This window comes from Mycobacterium sp. 1274756.6, from assembly GCF_001668625.1.
Taxonomy (GTDB): Bacteria; Actinomycetota; Actinomycetes; order Mycobacteriales; family Mycobacteriaceae; genus Mycobacterium.
Window position 1 is genome coordinate 15,812 of sequence record NZ_LZLJ01000083.1, and the last position, 12,993, is coordinate 28,804.

General features: G+C 71.4%; 13 protein-coding genes. 10 read left to right on the top strand and 3 right to left on the bottom strand.

Features of this window, described 5'->3' with window-relative positions; all coding sequences use genetic code 11:
- Positions 1-1,185: a molecular chaperone DnaJ gene (dnaJ, locus tag A5643_RS12630; protein ID WP_066855873.1), complete on the top strand. Its 1,185-nt coding sequence runs from the start codon at positions 1-3 to the stop codon at positions 1,183-1,185.
- Positions 1,182-1,553, top strand: a complete 372-nt coding sequence (locus tag A5643_RS12635) for a heat shock protein transcriptional repressor HspR (protein ID WP_066856122.1) — start codon at positions 1,182-1,184, stop codon at positions 1,551-1,553. The genes dnaJ and A5643_RS12635 overlap by 4 nt, the downstream gene beginning before the upstream one ends.
- A gap of 103 nt (positions 1,554-1,656) precedes the next feature.
- Here A5643_RS12635 and A5643_RS12640 read toward each other — a convergent pair whose 3' ends face one another.
- From A5643_RS12640 to A5643_RS12650, 3 genes are all read right to left on the bottom strand, one after another.
- Entirely contained in the window at positions 1,657-2,577 is a 921-nt protein-coding gene (locus A5643_RS12640) for an aldose 1-epimerase (protein WP_066855876.1), read from the bottom strand.
- Positions 2,578-2,635: 58 nt separating this feature from the next.
- On the bottom strand, positions 2,636-3,799 hold the full coding sequence (locus tag A5643_RS12645) for an FAD-binding oxidoreductase (RefSeq protein ID WP_066855879.1): 1,164 nt from the start codon (positions 3,797-3,799) through the stop codon (positions 2,636-2,638).
- Between the two features lie 109 nt (positions 3,800-3,908).
- A complete protein-coding gene (locus A5643_RS12650; RefSeq protein ID WP_197497725.1) occupies positions 3,909-4,460 on the bottom strand; it encodes a TetR/AcrR family transcriptional regulator in 552 nt (183 codons plus the stop codon).
- Positions 4,461-4,669: 209 nt separating this feature from the next.
- On the opposite strand from A5643_RS12650, the gene A5643_RS12655 reads away from it, so the two are divergent.
- The 8 genes from A5643_RS12655 (at position 4,670) to A5643_RS12690 (ending at position 12,977) form a co-directional block, all read left to right on the top strand.
- Entirely contained in the window at positions 4,670-5,416 is a 747-nt protein-coding gene (locus A5643_RS12655; RefSeq protein WP_066855885.1) for a nuclear transport factor 2 family protein, read from the top strand.
- Positions 5,417-5,528: 112 nt separating this feature from the next.
- A complete protein-coding gene (locus A5643_RS12660; RefSeq protein ID WP_066855888.1) occupies positions 5,529-6,365 on the top strand; it encodes a short-chain dehydrogenase/reductase in 837 nt (278 codons plus the stop codon).
- A gap of 194 nt (positions 6,366-6,559) precedes the next feature.
- Positions 6,560-9,106, top strand: coding sequence for an ATP-dependent chaperone ClpB (gene clpB / locus A5643_RS12665; RefSeq protein WP_066855891.1), 2,547 nt, complete (start codon positions 6,560-6,562; stop codon positions 9,104-9,106).
- A 154-nt stretch (positions 9,107-9,260) separates the two neighbouring features.
- Positions 9,261-10,115, top strand: a complete 855-nt coding sequence (ttfA, locus tag A5643_RS12670; protein WP_066855894.1) for a trehalose monomycolate transport factor TtfA — start codon at positions 9,261-9,263, stop codon at positions 10,113-10,115.
- Positions 10,115-10,885 carry an SDR family NAD(P)-dependent oxidoreductase gene (locus tag A5643_RS12675; protein WP_066855897.1) on the top strand — a complete coding sequence of 257 codons (771 nt, stop codon included), beginning with the start codon at positions 10,115-10,117 and terminating at the stop codon, positions 10,883-10,885. The genes ttfA and A5643_RS12675 overlap by 1 nt, the downstream gene beginning before the upstream one ends.
- Before the next feature lies 1 nt (position 10,886).
- A complete protein-coding gene (gene pyrE, locus A5643_RS12680; protein WP_066856124.1) occupies positions 10,887-11,426 on the top strand; it encodes an orotate phosphoribosyltransferase in 540 nt (179 codons plus the stop codon).
- A 20-nt stretch (positions 11,427-11,446) separates the two neighbouring features.
- Complete coding sequence (locus A5643_RS12685; protein ID WP_066855900.1) at positions 11,447-12,340, top strand: hypothetical protein; 894 nt, start codon at positions 11,447-11,449, stop codon at positions 12,338-12,340.
- A complete protein-coding gene (locus A5643_RS12690) occupies positions 12,333-12,977 on the top strand; it encodes a TrmH family RNA methyltransferase (RefSeq protein WP_066855903.1) in 645 nt (214 codons plus the stop codon). The genes A5643_RS12685 and A5643_RS12690 overlap by 8 nt, the downstream gene beginning before the upstream one ends.
- Positions 12,978-12,993 lie beyond the last annotated feature (16 nt).

Below are 12,993 nucleotides of genomic sequence, written 5' to 3' on the forward strand. Positions count from 1 at the left end.
ATGGTCCAACGTGAATGGGTCGAGAAGGACTTCTACAAGGTCCTCGGCGTCTCTCCCGATGCCAGTGAGGACGAGATCAAGCGGGTCGCGCGCAAGCTGCTCGCCGAGAACCATCCGGACCGCAACCCCGGCGACACCCAGGCGGACGAGAAGTACAAGGCCGTCGGCGAAGCGCGGGACGTCTTGACCGACAAGGAAAAACGTCGCGAATACGACGAAACCCGGCGGCTGTTCGCCGGGGGTGGTCGGCGCCGGTTCGGTGGTGGCGGCAACTTCGGCGGGTTCGGCGGTGCCGGCTCCGACGGCGTCGAGTTCAACCTCAACGACCTGTTCGACGCGGCCGGTGAGAGCGGCGGAGCCAACATCGGCGACCTGTTCGGCGGTCTGTTCGGCCGGGGAGCGGCCCCGCCGCGGGCCAGCCGGCCCCGGCGTGGCAACGACATGGAAACGGAGATCCAGCTGGATTTCCGGGAAGCCGCCCAGGGTGTGCAGACACCGCTGCGGCTCACCAGCCCGGCGCCGTGCACCACCTGCCACGGCAGCGGCGCGCGTCCGGGCACCAGCCCCAAGGTCTGCCGGAACTGCAACGGGTCCGGAGCGGTCAGCCGCAACCAGGGCGCGTTCGGCTTCTCCGAGCCGTGCACCGAGTGCCGCGGCAGCGGCTCGATCATCGAGCACCCGTGTCAGGACTGCAAGGGCACCGGGGTGGCCACCCGTACCCGCACCATCAACGTGCGGATTCCGGCCGGAGTGGAGGACGGTCAACGCATCCGGCTGGCCGGTCAAGGCGAGGCCGGGCTGCGCGGCGCCCCGTCGGGCGACCTGTACGTCACCGTGCACGTGCGCGCCGACCAGGTCTTCGGCCGCGACGGCAACGACCTGACCGTCACCATGCCGGTCAGCTTCGCGGAGCTGGCGTTGGGCACCACACTGACGGTGCCGACTCTGGAGGGCACGGTCAACGTTCGGGTGCCGCAGGGCACCACCGACGGGCGCATCCTGCGGGTGCGCGGCCGCGGCGTGCCCAAACGCGGTGGCGGCAACGGTGATCTGCTGGTGACGGTGAAGGTCGCGGTGCCACCGAACCTGGAAGGTTCGGCCCGGGAGGCGTTGGAGGCCTACGCCGCCGCGGAGAAGGCCAGCGGGTTCGACCCGCGCGCCGGGTGGGCGGGGAACCGGCCATGAGCAAGGAGAAGGACGGCCGCACATTTTTGATCTCGGTCGCCGCCGAGCTCGCCGGGATGCACGCCCAGACGTTGCGCACCTACGACCGGCTCGGTCTGGTCAGCCCCCGCCGTAGTTCCGGTGGGGGACGGCGGTACTCGCAGCACGACGTCGACCAGTTGCGGGAGGTGCAGCGACTCTCCCACGATGAGGGCGTCAACCTCGCCGGGATCAAACGCATCATCGAGTTGACCAACCAGGTCGAGGCGCTGCAGGCGCGGATCAAGGAACTCAACGAGGAGTTGGAGACGGCCCGTGCCGGTCAACGCCGCGAGGTGATGCTGGCACCCAAGAGCACCGCCGTCGTGGTGTGGCGCCCGCGCCGCTAGAACACCCGCCGGCCACCGAATCGGCCCCGCGAATGAAGCCCTACGGCGCTCCGCGGGCTCGGATTCCGCCGACGTTCTGCACTCGCGGTCCCCGGTGTGTCGTTCACAGCACGCGGATGGCGAACCGCGTCGTGTCCGGCTCACCGGGGTGGGCCAGCCGGTAGCCGCCGCGGCGGAGCGCGTCGGTGGGGGCGGTCATCGGTTCGAAGCAGATCACGTCGTCGCCGCCGGGGGCGAAGACCTGCGCGGCCGGGTAGCCCTGTTCGAAGACCACCTCAATACGCCGGCCGCCGCCGGAGACCGCGAACACCGCACCGGTGGGCACCTCGTCGAATCCGTCGTCGAGGAACGTCTCGCCGAGGGGCTGCTCGCCGCCGGGGTGGGATTCGGTGGCGCCGGTCGGGATACCCCACGCGTCCACCGGTCGGCGGGTCATCGGCGGGGTCTCGATCTGCCAAGCCGCCCGCGGAGCGTCGGGCACCCGCAGGTACGGATGGAAGCCGTAACAGAGCGGCACCGGCGCCGCCGTCGTGGCCTCGACGGTGGTGGCGATCCTCAACGCGCGATCGTCGAGGGACACCTCCATCGTCAGCAGGTGCGGGTAGGGGAAGCTGGCCAGTAGCCGCGGCTGGGCGCCGAAGTCCACCTCCGCGGTGAGCTGCGATTCGGTCTGCGTGCGCACCCGCCAGCCCGGGTAGGCGGCCAGCACCCCGTGGATCGGAACGCCGTGCTCGTCGGTGCGCACGCCGCCCGCGCCCGCGGTGAGCTTGACGACCGCGCCGTCGACGCGATAACTGTTGCCGCCGAGCCGGTTTGCCCACGGATAGAGGATCGGGATCCCCATCGTCTTCCCGTGCGAGACGTAGGCGGCCAGGCCGCGACGCTGCCCGAGCAACTCCACGCCGTCGTCGGCGAGGGAGACGCCCACCATGCCCGCGCCCGGCGCGAACGTCGCCGTCAGCGCCGACGACGGGTCGTGCAGCGTGACCGTCTCGATGTCGTCTGGAAATACGGGTGGCGCCATCGTCAGATTCTGGCACAGTTCGGGTGCCGAGACCCCCGACTCGGGCCCGCCCGGGCGCTCAGCTCGACAACGGATCGTGTTGAATCCGTTGTGCCGGTGCGCCCTTGGCGGTCAGGGCCGCCACCGAGGCGCGCACCATCTGCGGTCCGCCGCAGACCAGGATCTGGCGGTCCCCCCACCCGCCGTAGCGGCTGACGACCTCCGGCAATCGTCCGGTCTGGCGCACGTGCAACCCGCGTGGCGGAGTCGGATCGGGGTAGTCGCCGGCCCACGGCGGGTTGCTGTTGTACTCGCTGACCGGGGAGACCGACAGCCACGGGTTGTGCGCGGCGATCTGCCACAACGTGGGGAGGTCATAGAGCTCGCAGGGGTAGCGCGCGCCGAAGAACAGGTGCACGCGGGGATTCTCCGCCCAGCGGGTCAGGTCCATGATCAGCGCGCGCAGCGGGGCGAGCCCGGTGCTGCCCGCCACCATCAGCACATCGCCGCCCGTGCGGTCGACGTGCAGCCCGCCGTGCGGACTGGACATGCGCCACCGGTCGCCGCGGCGGGTCTCCTCGACGACGGCGGTGCTGACCAGCCCGCCGGGGACGGCACGGACGTGGAACTCGATGCCGCCGGAGTCGTCGGCGGGGATCGCCGGGGACAGGTAGCGCCACCGGCGGGGGCACTGCGGCACCTCCACTTTCACGTACTGGCCCGGGTGGTAGTGCATCGGCCGGTCCAACCGCAACCGCACCACCACCAGGTCGCGGGAGACCCGGTGCACCTCGACGACGGTGCCCTCCCACCAGGCCGGCCCCTCCTCGGCCTCGGCGGCGCCGCGCATCACGCCGGTGATCAGCTTGAGCGACTGCGCGGCCGTGGCGTCCAGCGCGGCGGTCCAGTCGGCGGCGTAGTGGCTGCGCAGCGCATGATGCAGCGCCGCGCGCATCGTCTCGTAATGCGCCGGGGTCACCCCGTACTTGCGGTGGTCGCGGCCGAGTTGGGCCAGAAACGCCACCGGCTCACGGGACCGGCGGGCGGCCAGTTCGCCGAACACCCAGTGCAACGCCCGGGCGAACAGGGCGCGCTGACCGGCCATGTCGGGCGGGAACATGTCGCGCACCGGGGGATCGGTGGCAAACCACCGGATGAAGAACCGGTGGACGGTGCCGTCGGGGCCATGGTCGGCGAAGGCGTCCCGCAGCAACTGCAGCGCATCCCGATCATCCAGCCCCACGCCGCCCGATTCTATGCGCGCCGCCCGCGTCCGGGGCCCGGTGAGCGCGCGAACACCGCCGGTCAGAAGGTCGGGACCGTCGGATTGCGGACCGGACGCCCGGCGGCGCTCATCTCCGGACGTCGGGCCGGATTGTCAGGCCGGAGAGCATCAGACCGGTCGCGTAGCCGACCAGTTCGTCGCGGTCGACGTCCAGGCGGCCGTCGACCCAGTCCAGCACCAGCGCGGCCAGCGCCCCGGACAGTGCAGTCGCGTCGAGGGCCGCCGTCGATGAGGCCCGGGTACCGGAGAGGCCGGCCTGTGCGACCAGCCGGCCCAGCAGGCCGGGCAGGATGTCGGCGCGGCGCGCTCCGAGCAGCGGGCTGGACAGCGGTTCGCGCAGCAGGATGCGGACGCGGCGCGGATCGCTCTGGAAGAAGGTGGCCGCGGCGTCGACGGCGGCGGCCACCGCGGCCTCGGGCGTGGGACGGCCCGTCGCGGCGTCGGTGATCGCGGCGGTGAGGTCGGTATTGCAGCGGTCGTAGACGGCGACCGCCAGCGCGTCGGTATTGGGGAAGCTCTCGTAGAAATAGCGTGGGCTCAACCCCGCGCGTCGGCACACCGCGCGCATGGCGACCCCGGCGATGCCCTCGTCGCCGAGCAGTTCGTAGCCGGCCCGCATGAGCTGGCACCGGCGTTGTTGGGCCCGGTCGCCGTGGGTCTGACCGCGCCATCGGCGGGGCGTACCCGCCGTCGCTGGCCGAGACCCAGTCGCATCCATCCGCACCCTCCCTCGCCCTCAAGGAATCACTTGATTCTAGTTGTCGACCGTGCCACGATCCCAAAGGAATCGCCTGATTCCAGTCGGGTTGGGATGAGCGGAGGAGTGGGATGTTCGACGAAGCCAAGTTCCGGGACGCCATCACCAAGCCCCGGCTGCGCCAGCCGCTACCGGAATACCTGCCGGGCAACCGCGCGGGCGGCAAGGTGAAGGTGCTCACCGAACCCGAACTCAACGCCATGACCGAGCAGTGGTTCGTCGACCTGGAGAAGAAGATCGCCTACTACGCCGAGCACGGCATGGACGTCGCATTCTTCGAGGAGTGGGGCAAGAAGTACTGGTGGAGCTGGCTGATGCGCGACATGTCGCTCAACCACGAGCTCTACACCCCCGACCTGCACTACAAGGACCCCACCACCTTCGGGCGGATCATCGTCGGGCTCGAGGAGTTCGAGCGGTACAACTTCGCCTTCCTCAACGCCATCCCAGACTGGCGCTACGACCCGCTGCCCGGGCAGATCTACTTCGACATGACCCCGGAGGGGGAGGCCCGCGTCGTCGTCCGCTACATCGGCAGCGGGCACTTCAGCGGCTCCCTGCGCTTCTACCCCTACGACGACTCCGCGCCGACCATGCACGGTGTCGGCACCTTCGTGCAGTGCACCGCGGTGGACCGCTACCACTTCAACAAAGACGGCCTGATGTACTTCGGGGAGACACTGTTCGACCTGCTCGACGCCACCCAGTCCGCCGGGGTGCTGCCCGGCGACGACAGCCTGGTGTTCAAGCTGCTGATGGGCGCTTCCCGCGTTCCGCGGCTGGTCCACGACGTGCGCAGCGCATTGCGGCTGGGATGAGCCGACGAGCGGAATCGCACGTTCTGACCCGGACCGTGCCCCGGCTTGGGCGGGACGATTTCCTCGCCCGCGCCGCGGCCGGATCGGCGGTCGCGGTAGGAGAGGCCGCGGTATGAGCGGGCGCGACATGCGCGGAAAAGTCGCGCTCGTCACCGGCGCCGGCCAGGGCATCGGGCGTGCGGTCGCCGCCGAACTGGGTGGGCGGGGAGTGTCGGTGGCACTCGTCGACCGTGCCGCGGACCGGCTGCGCGCGGCGGTGGCCGACCTGCCCCAGGCGCAGGCGCTGGCCGCCGTCGCCGACGTGACCGACCCCGCGACGCTGCGGCGCGCCGTCGCCGAGACCGTCGACACGTTCGGCCGGCTGGACTATCTGGTCGCCAACGCCGGCATCGCCCCGCCGGTGGCCACGGTGCGCGGCGGCGACGACGCGGCATTCAACCACGTGCTCGACGTCAATCTGCGCGGCGTTTACAACACCGTACGTGCCGGCCTGGAACCGGTGATCGCCGCCGGCGGGCACATCGAGGTGATCAGCTCAGGCGCCGCGTTCGCGCCGGGTCCCGGCGGCGCGGCCTATATGGTCAGCAAGGCCGGGGTCGAACAGCTCGCCCGCGCGCTGCGGTTGGAGTGCGCGCCGCACCGGGTCAGCGTCGGCACCACCTATTTCGGCATCGTGCAGACCGCGATGACTCGCGCCACCCTCGACGAACACCCGCTGGGTGCGCAGGTGAGCGCACTGCTGCCCTGGCCGCTCAGCCGGCGCATCAGCGCGGCGCAGGCCGCCGCGGCGGTCGCCGACGCCCTGCAGCACCGCCGGTCGCAGACCTTCCGCCCGCGGGCGTGGGCCGGCTATGCGTTGCTGCGCGGAGTCCTCAACGCGGTGGTCGACCCGGTGCTGGTGCGCAGCCCGCGTATCCACCGGCTGATCCGGGAGCTCGACGGCGGGTGAGCCCGACCGGCGGCCGGGCGCCCGATTGGCCCGGTTCGGCTGTCGGCGCGGTCGTTATCGGGCAGATTTGCGGGTAGCCCACCAGCCAGAACCCAACCCATCAAGCTTGAGCGGAACAGACTCAACCTCAGCGGCGTTGAAGTACGTGACTTTGCTTTTCCCCAGCTCAACGACTCGACTCCGAAGGAGAATCCGTGGACTCGTTCAACCCGACCACCAAAACCCAGGCGGCGCTGACCGCGGCGTTGCAGGCGGCCACCACCGCGGGCAACCCCGAGATCCGGCCCGCCCACCTGCTGTTGGCCCTGCTGACGCAGAACGACGGGATCGCCGCGCCGCTGCTGGAGGCCGTCGGAGTCGACCCGGCGCCGATCCGTTCCGAAGCGCAGCGCCTCGTCGACCTGTCGCCCCAGGTCACCAGCGCGAGCGCGCAGCCGCAACTGTCGCGTGAGGCGCTGGCGGCCATCACCGTCGCCCAGCACCTGGCCACCGAGATGGACGACGAGTACGTCTCCACCGAACACCTGATGGTCGGGCTGGCCACCGGTGACTCCGAGGTCGCCGGCCTGCTCAGCGGCCGCGGCGCCACCCCCGACGCGCTGCGCGACGCGTTCGTCAAGGTGCGCGGCAGCGCCCGGGTCACCAGCGCCGACCCCGAAGCGACCTACCAGGCGCTGGAGAAGTACTCCACCGACCTGACCGCCCGCGCTCGGGAAGGCAAGCTCGACCCGGTCATCGGCCGCGACACCGAGATCCGGCGCGTGGTGCAGGTGCTCTCCCGGCGCACCAAGAACAATCCGGTGCTCATCGGCGAGCCCGGCGTCGGGAAGACCGCCATCGTGGAGGGCCTGGCCCAGCGTGTGGTGGCCGGCGACGTCCCGGAGAGCCTGCGCGGCAAGTCCGTCATCGCCTTGGACCTGGGCTCGATGGTGGCCGGCGCGAAATACCGCGGTGAGTTCGAGGAGCGGCTCAAGGCCGTGCTCGACGACATCAAGAACTCCGCCGGCGAAGTGATCACGTTCATCGACGAGCTGCACACGATCGTCGGCGCCGGCGCCACCGGCGAGGGCGCGATGGACGCCGGCAACATGATCAAGCCGATGCTGGCGCGTGGGGAACTGCGCCTGGTGGGCGCCACCACGCTCGAGGAGTACCGCAAGTACATCGAGAAGGACGCCGCCCTGGAACGCCGCTTCCAGCAGGTCTACGTCGGGGAGCCCTCCGCCGAGGACACCATCGGCATCCTGCGCGGACTCAAGGACCGCTACGAGGTGCACCACGGGGTGCGGATCACCGACTCCGCGCTGGTGGCCGCCGCGACCCTGTCCGACCGCTACATCACCTCCCGCTTCCTGCCGGACAAGGCCATCGACCTGGTCGACGAGGCCGCCTCCCGGCTGCGCATGGAGATCGACTCCCGCCCGGTGGAGATCGACGAGGTGGAACGGCTGGTCCGCCGGCTGGAGATCGAGGAGATGGCGCTGGCCAAGGAGGAGGACGAGGCGTCCAAGGACCGGCTGGAGAAGCTGCGCGCCGAGCTGGCCGACTACAAGGAGCAGTTGGCGGAGCTGACCACCCGCTGGCATAACGAGAAGCACGCCATCGACATCGTCCGCGACCTCAAGGAGCAGCTGGACTCGCTGCGCGGGGAATCCGACCGCGCCGAACGCGACGGGGACCTGGCCAAGGCCGCCGAGCTGCGCTACGGACGCATCCCGGAGGTGGAGAAGAAGCTCGAGGCCGCCCTGCCCACCGCGCAGGCGCGGGAGAACGTCATGCTCAAGGAGGAGGTCGGCCCCGACGACATCGCCGACGTGGTCAGCGCCTGGACCGGCATCCCGGCCGGTCGGCTGCTGGAGGGGGAGACCGCCAAGCTGCTGCGGATGGAAGACGAGCTGGCCAAACGGGTCGTCGGCCAGAAGAAGCCGGTGGTCGCGGTCTCCGACGCGGTGCGCCGGGCGCGGGCCGGGGTCGCCGACCCCAACCGGCCCACCGGGGCGTTCCTGTTCCTCGGGCCCACCGGTGTCGGTAAGACCGAGCTGGCCAAGGCGCTGGCCGACTTCCTGTTCGACGACGAACGCGCCATGGTCCGCATCGACATGAGCGAGTACGGCGAGAAGCACTCGGTGGCCCGCCTGGTCGGAGCGCCGCCCGGCTACGTCGGCTACGACCAGGGCGGTCAGCTCACCGAGGCGGTGCGCCGCCGCCCGTACACGGTGGTGCTCTTCGACGAGGTGGAGAAGGCCCACCCGGACGTCTTCGACGTGCTGCTGCAGGTGCTCGACGAGGGCCGGCTCACCGACGGGCAGGGCCGCACCGTCGACTTCCGCAACACGATTCTGATCCTGACCTCCAACCTGGGGGCGGGCGGCGACGACGACCAGGTGATGGCCGCGGTGCGCGCGACGTTCAAGCCGGAGTTCATCAACCGGCTCGACGACGTGCTCATCTTCGAGGCGCTCAACCCCGACGAACTGGTCCACATCGTCGACATCCAGCTCGCACAGCTGGGCAAGCGGCTCGCCCAGCGCCGGCTGCAACTGGAGGTCTCGCAACCGGCCAAGCAGTGGCTGGCCGAACGCGGTTTCGACGCGGTCTACGGCGCCCGTCCGCTGCGCCGGCTCATCCAGCACGCGATCGGCGACGAGCTGGCCAAGATGCTGCTGGCCGGACAGATCCACGACGGCGACACCGTCCCGGTCAACGTCGCCGTCGACGGGGAGGGGCTGGTGCTGGGCTGACCGGCCGCAGAACCGACTACGGACCCGGGTGAACGCCGCGACGGCGGGCACCCGGGTCCGCTGTGAGCGGAGTGACCATCGTCACCCGCGCGATACCCGGTTGTGACCTGCTCGGATTCTGTGAACGCCCGGGTGAGCAAGTAAGCTTGTCGGGATGGTCCCGCTTTGGTTCACGCTGTCTGCGCTCTGTTTCGTGGGCGCGGCGGTGCTGCTGTACACCGACATCGACCGGCAGCGCGGTCGCGGTCGTCGTCGCAGGTCCTGGGCGCGCTCGCAGGGCTTCGACTACGAACCGGTCGCCACCGACATCATCGACCGCTGGAAACGCGGCGTGATGTCCACCGTCGGCGACGTCACCGCCCGCAACGTGGTGCTGGGCCAGATCCGCGGGGAAGCCGTCTACATCTTCGACCTCGCCGAGGTCGCCACGGTGATCGCGCTGCACCGCAAGGTCGGCACCAACGTGGTCATCGACATGCGGCTCAAGGGCATCAAGGAGCCCCGCGAGGCGGACACCTGGCTGCTGGGGGCCATCGGCCCGCGCATGGTCTACTCGACGAACCTCGACGCGGCGCGCCGGGCCTGTGACCGGCGGATGGTTACCTTCGCCCACACCGCACCCGACTGCGTCGAGGTCATGTGGAACGAGCCGAACTGGACCCTGATCAGCATGCCGCTGTCGGCCACCCGCGCCCAGTGGGACGAGGGTCTGCGCACCGTGCGCCAGTTCAACGACCTGCTGCGGGTGCTGCCGCCGCAGAGCCAGGCCGCGCTGCCGCAGGCCACCCAGCGCCGGGTGGCGGCGCCGGGCCGGCCATTGGCTCCAGTCGCGGGCCGCCAGGACCGCGCGGAGCCGCGCCCCGAGCCTCCGGCCGCGGGCCGCCAGGGCCGGGCCGAGCCGCGCCGCGAGCCTCCGGCCGCGGGCCGCCCCGAGCGGGCCGAGCCGCGGCGCGAGCCCGCCCGCGCGAACCGCAGCAGCGTCCGTCAGGCCCCGCCCCTGCAGCGTTGATGGGCCGCCCCGTCGCCCTGATCACCGGACCGACGTCCGGGCTGGGGGCCGGATACGCCCGCCGCCTCGCCGCCGACGGCCACGACCTGGTGCTCGTCGCCCGGGACGCCGAACGCCTCGAAGCCCTCGCCGCCGAGCTGCGCGGCCGCTGCGACGTGCAGGTGCTCGCCGCCGACCTCGCCGACGCCGACGACCGCGCCCGGGTGGCCGAGCGGTGTGCCGCCGGACTGCAGGTGCTGGTCAACAATGCCGGGTTCGGCACGTCCGGGGAGTTCTGGACCGCCGACCCCGCCGTGCTGCAGGCCCAACTCGACGTCAACGTCACCGCCGTGATGCAGCTGACCCGCGCCGCGTTGCCCGCGATGGTCGCCGCCGGGTCCGGCACCGTGATCAACATCGCCAGCGTCGCCGGGTTGCTGTCCGGGCGCGGCTCCACCTACTCGGCGTCCAAGGCGTGGGTGGTCTCGTTCTCCGAGGGGCTCGCCGGCGGTCTGGCCGGCACCGGGGTCTCGGTGCACGCCATCTGCCCGGGCTTCGTGCGCACCGAATTCCACGAGCGCGCCGGCATCGACATGGCCTCGATCCCGGGGCTGATGTGGCTGACGGTCGACGACGTGGTCGACGCCAGCCTCGCCGATGTGGCCGCCGGCAAGGTGCTCTCGGTACCCGGCCTGCAGTACAAGGTGCTGACCACCGCGGGCCGGCTGGTGCCGCGAAAACTGGTGCGCGCCATGACGAACGTCTTCGGGCGGGGCCGTGACCGGACCTGAGCTGACCGCAACCGACAAGGCCGAGCTGGCCGAACTGGTGCGCACCCTGGCGGTAGTGCACGGCCGGGTGACGCTGTCCTCGGGCAAGGAAGCCGACTACTACGTCGACCTGCGCCGCGCCACCCTGCACCACCGCGCCGCGCCGCTGATCGGACGGCTGGTGCGGGAACTCACCGCCGACTGGGACTACGCCGCCGTCGGCGGCCTGACGTTGGGCGCCGACCCGGTCGCGACCGCGGTGCTGCACGCCCCGGGCCGGCCCATCGACGCCTTCGTGGTCCGCAAATCGGTGAAAACCCATGGCATGCAACGCCTCATCGAAGGCGCTGAGGTCACCGGCAAACCCGTACTGGTGGTCGAGGACACCTCCACCACCGGCGGTTCGGCGTTGACGGCGGTGCACGCCGTGCGCGAGGCGGGCGCCCGTGTGGTGGGTGTGGTCACCGTGGTCGACCGTTCCACCGGCGCGGCCGAGGTGATCGAAGCCGAAGGCCTGCCGTACCGCAGCGTCCTGGGGCTGGCCGATCTGGGGTTGGCGTGAGCAGTGAGCTGCACGGCTGAATGCGGGCCCTGATCGCGATGCTCACCGCTGTCGTCACGGTGGCGGCCGGCTGCTCGAAAAACGATGCGCCGCAAGCACCGTACGGCGCCGAGGCCGCCCGGATGGGCCAGGAACTCAGCGTGCTCGGCTGGACGATGACGCTGTCGGACCTGCGCTGGGGCGCCGACCACGTGCTCGTCGACGTCTCCGCGCGCCCCGCCGACGGCGCCGAGAACCGCGCCGCGCCCGAAGATCTGCGCTTCGGTCTCTACGGCGCCCTGGCGCACCCGCTGGAGGCCGACGGGATCGGCAGCTGCGCCTCGGCGGTCGGGGCGACATCCCAGCCGCTGCAGGCCACCGGCGACCACCTCAGCGGAACGATCTGCCTGGGCCCGATGAAAGACCGCGCGGCGGTGCGCGGGATCTACGTCTACTCCCCGGCAGACCGGATGCCCGGCACCACGGTGGCCTACCCGGCCGCCTTCCCGGTCGGGCTGGCGCCGAGCGGCCCGGACGACACCGGGCTGGAGGTGTCGACGGCCAGCGTGGAGGCCTGGCGCGCCGACGGAATCCAGGTCGGGCCTGCGGCGCTGGGCGACCCGACGGCGTTCGAGGGCAACGGGCACATGCTGCTCGGTCTGGTCGCCGAGGCCCCCGCCGACCGCTACCGGCAGCAGTCGCAGGACCGCGGCGGGCCGCTGATGCTGTTGGTCGGGCCGTCGACGCCGGGCCCGTGGTCCAACCCGGCCTGCGAGGTCTACGGCCAGTCCGCGCTGGTGCTGCCCGACGCCCTGCTGGGTGCGGTGCGGGTCGCGGTGTCGCTGTGCACCCAGGGCAACCTGACCGCCGCGCTGCTGTACGCGACGGTGTCGGTCGTCGGCACCCACGCCGGGGTGTGGATCGCCCGTGACTGAACCCGGTCCCACCGAGTGGGGTCCGCCGGCCCCCGGCGTCGGACCCTGGCCGGGCCCGCCACCGGATGACCCGCGCTACGACCCGGAGCTGCTGCGCGACGGTGACACCCGCAACGTCGTCGACGCCTACCGGTACTGGAGCCGGGACGCGATCGTCGCCGACATCGACACCCGCCGCCACCGGCTGCACATCGCCATCGAGAACTTCGGCCAGGATGCCAACATCGGCGGGGTGGTGCGCGCCGCCAACGCGTTCGCGGTGCACACCGTGCACATCGTCGGGCGGCGCCGCTGGAACCGCCGCGGCGCCATGGTCACCGACCGCTACCAGCGGCTCGCCCACCACGACAGCACTGCGCAGCTGCTGGAGTTCGCCGCCGCGCAGAATCTCACCGTCGTCGCGGTCGACAACGTGCCCGGCGCCGCCCGGCTGGAGGAGACGCGCCTGCCGCGGGACTGCCTGCTGGTGTTCGGGCAGGAGGGCCCCGGGTTGTCCGCGGAGGTGACCGCCGGTGCCGCGCTGACCGTGTCGATCGCGCAGTTCGGCTCGACCCGGTCGATCAACGTCGCGGTCGCCGCCGGAATCGCCATGCACAGCTGGATCACCCAGCACGCTGACATCGGCCGGGCCTGGTAGGGCAGGATCAGTGGCC

Coding starts and splice junctions, on each gene's coding strand:
- A5643_RS12640 (WP_066855876.1), bottom strand. CDS start 2,577: ATGGCGCCACCCGTATTTCCAGACGACATCGAGACGGTCACGCTGCAC.
- dnaJ (WP_066855873.1), top strand. CDS start 1: ATGGTCCAACGTGAATGGGTCGAGAAGGACTTCTACAAGGTCCTCGGC.
- A5643_RS12685 (WP_066855900.1), top strand. CDS start 11,447: ATGCGGGCCCTGATCGCGATGCTCACCGCTGTCGTCACGGTGGCGGCC.
- A5643_RS12655 (WP_066855885.1), top strand. CDS start 4,670: ATGTTCGACGAAGCCAAGTTCCGGGACGCCATCACCAAGCCCCGGCTG.
- A5643_RS12660 (WP_066855888.1), top strand. CDS start 5,529: ATGAGCGGGCGCGACATGCGCGGAAAAGTCGCGCTCGTCACCGGCGCC.
- A5643_RS12650 (WP_197497725.1), bottom strand. CDS start 4,460: ATGCGGGCCGGCTACGAACTGCTCGGCGACGAGGGCATCGCCGGGGTC.
- ttfA (WP_066855894.1), top strand. CDS start 9,261: ATGGTCCCGCTTTGGTTCACGCTGTCTGCGCTCTGTTTCGTGGGCGCG.
- A5643_RS12635 (WP_066856122.1), top strand. CDS start 1,182: ATGAGCAAGGAGAAGGACGGCCGCACATTTTTGATCTCGGTCGCCGCC.
- A5643_RS12675 (WP_066855897.1), top strand. CDS start 10,115: ATGGGCCGCCCCGTCGCCCTGATCACCGGACCGACGTCCGGGCTGGGG.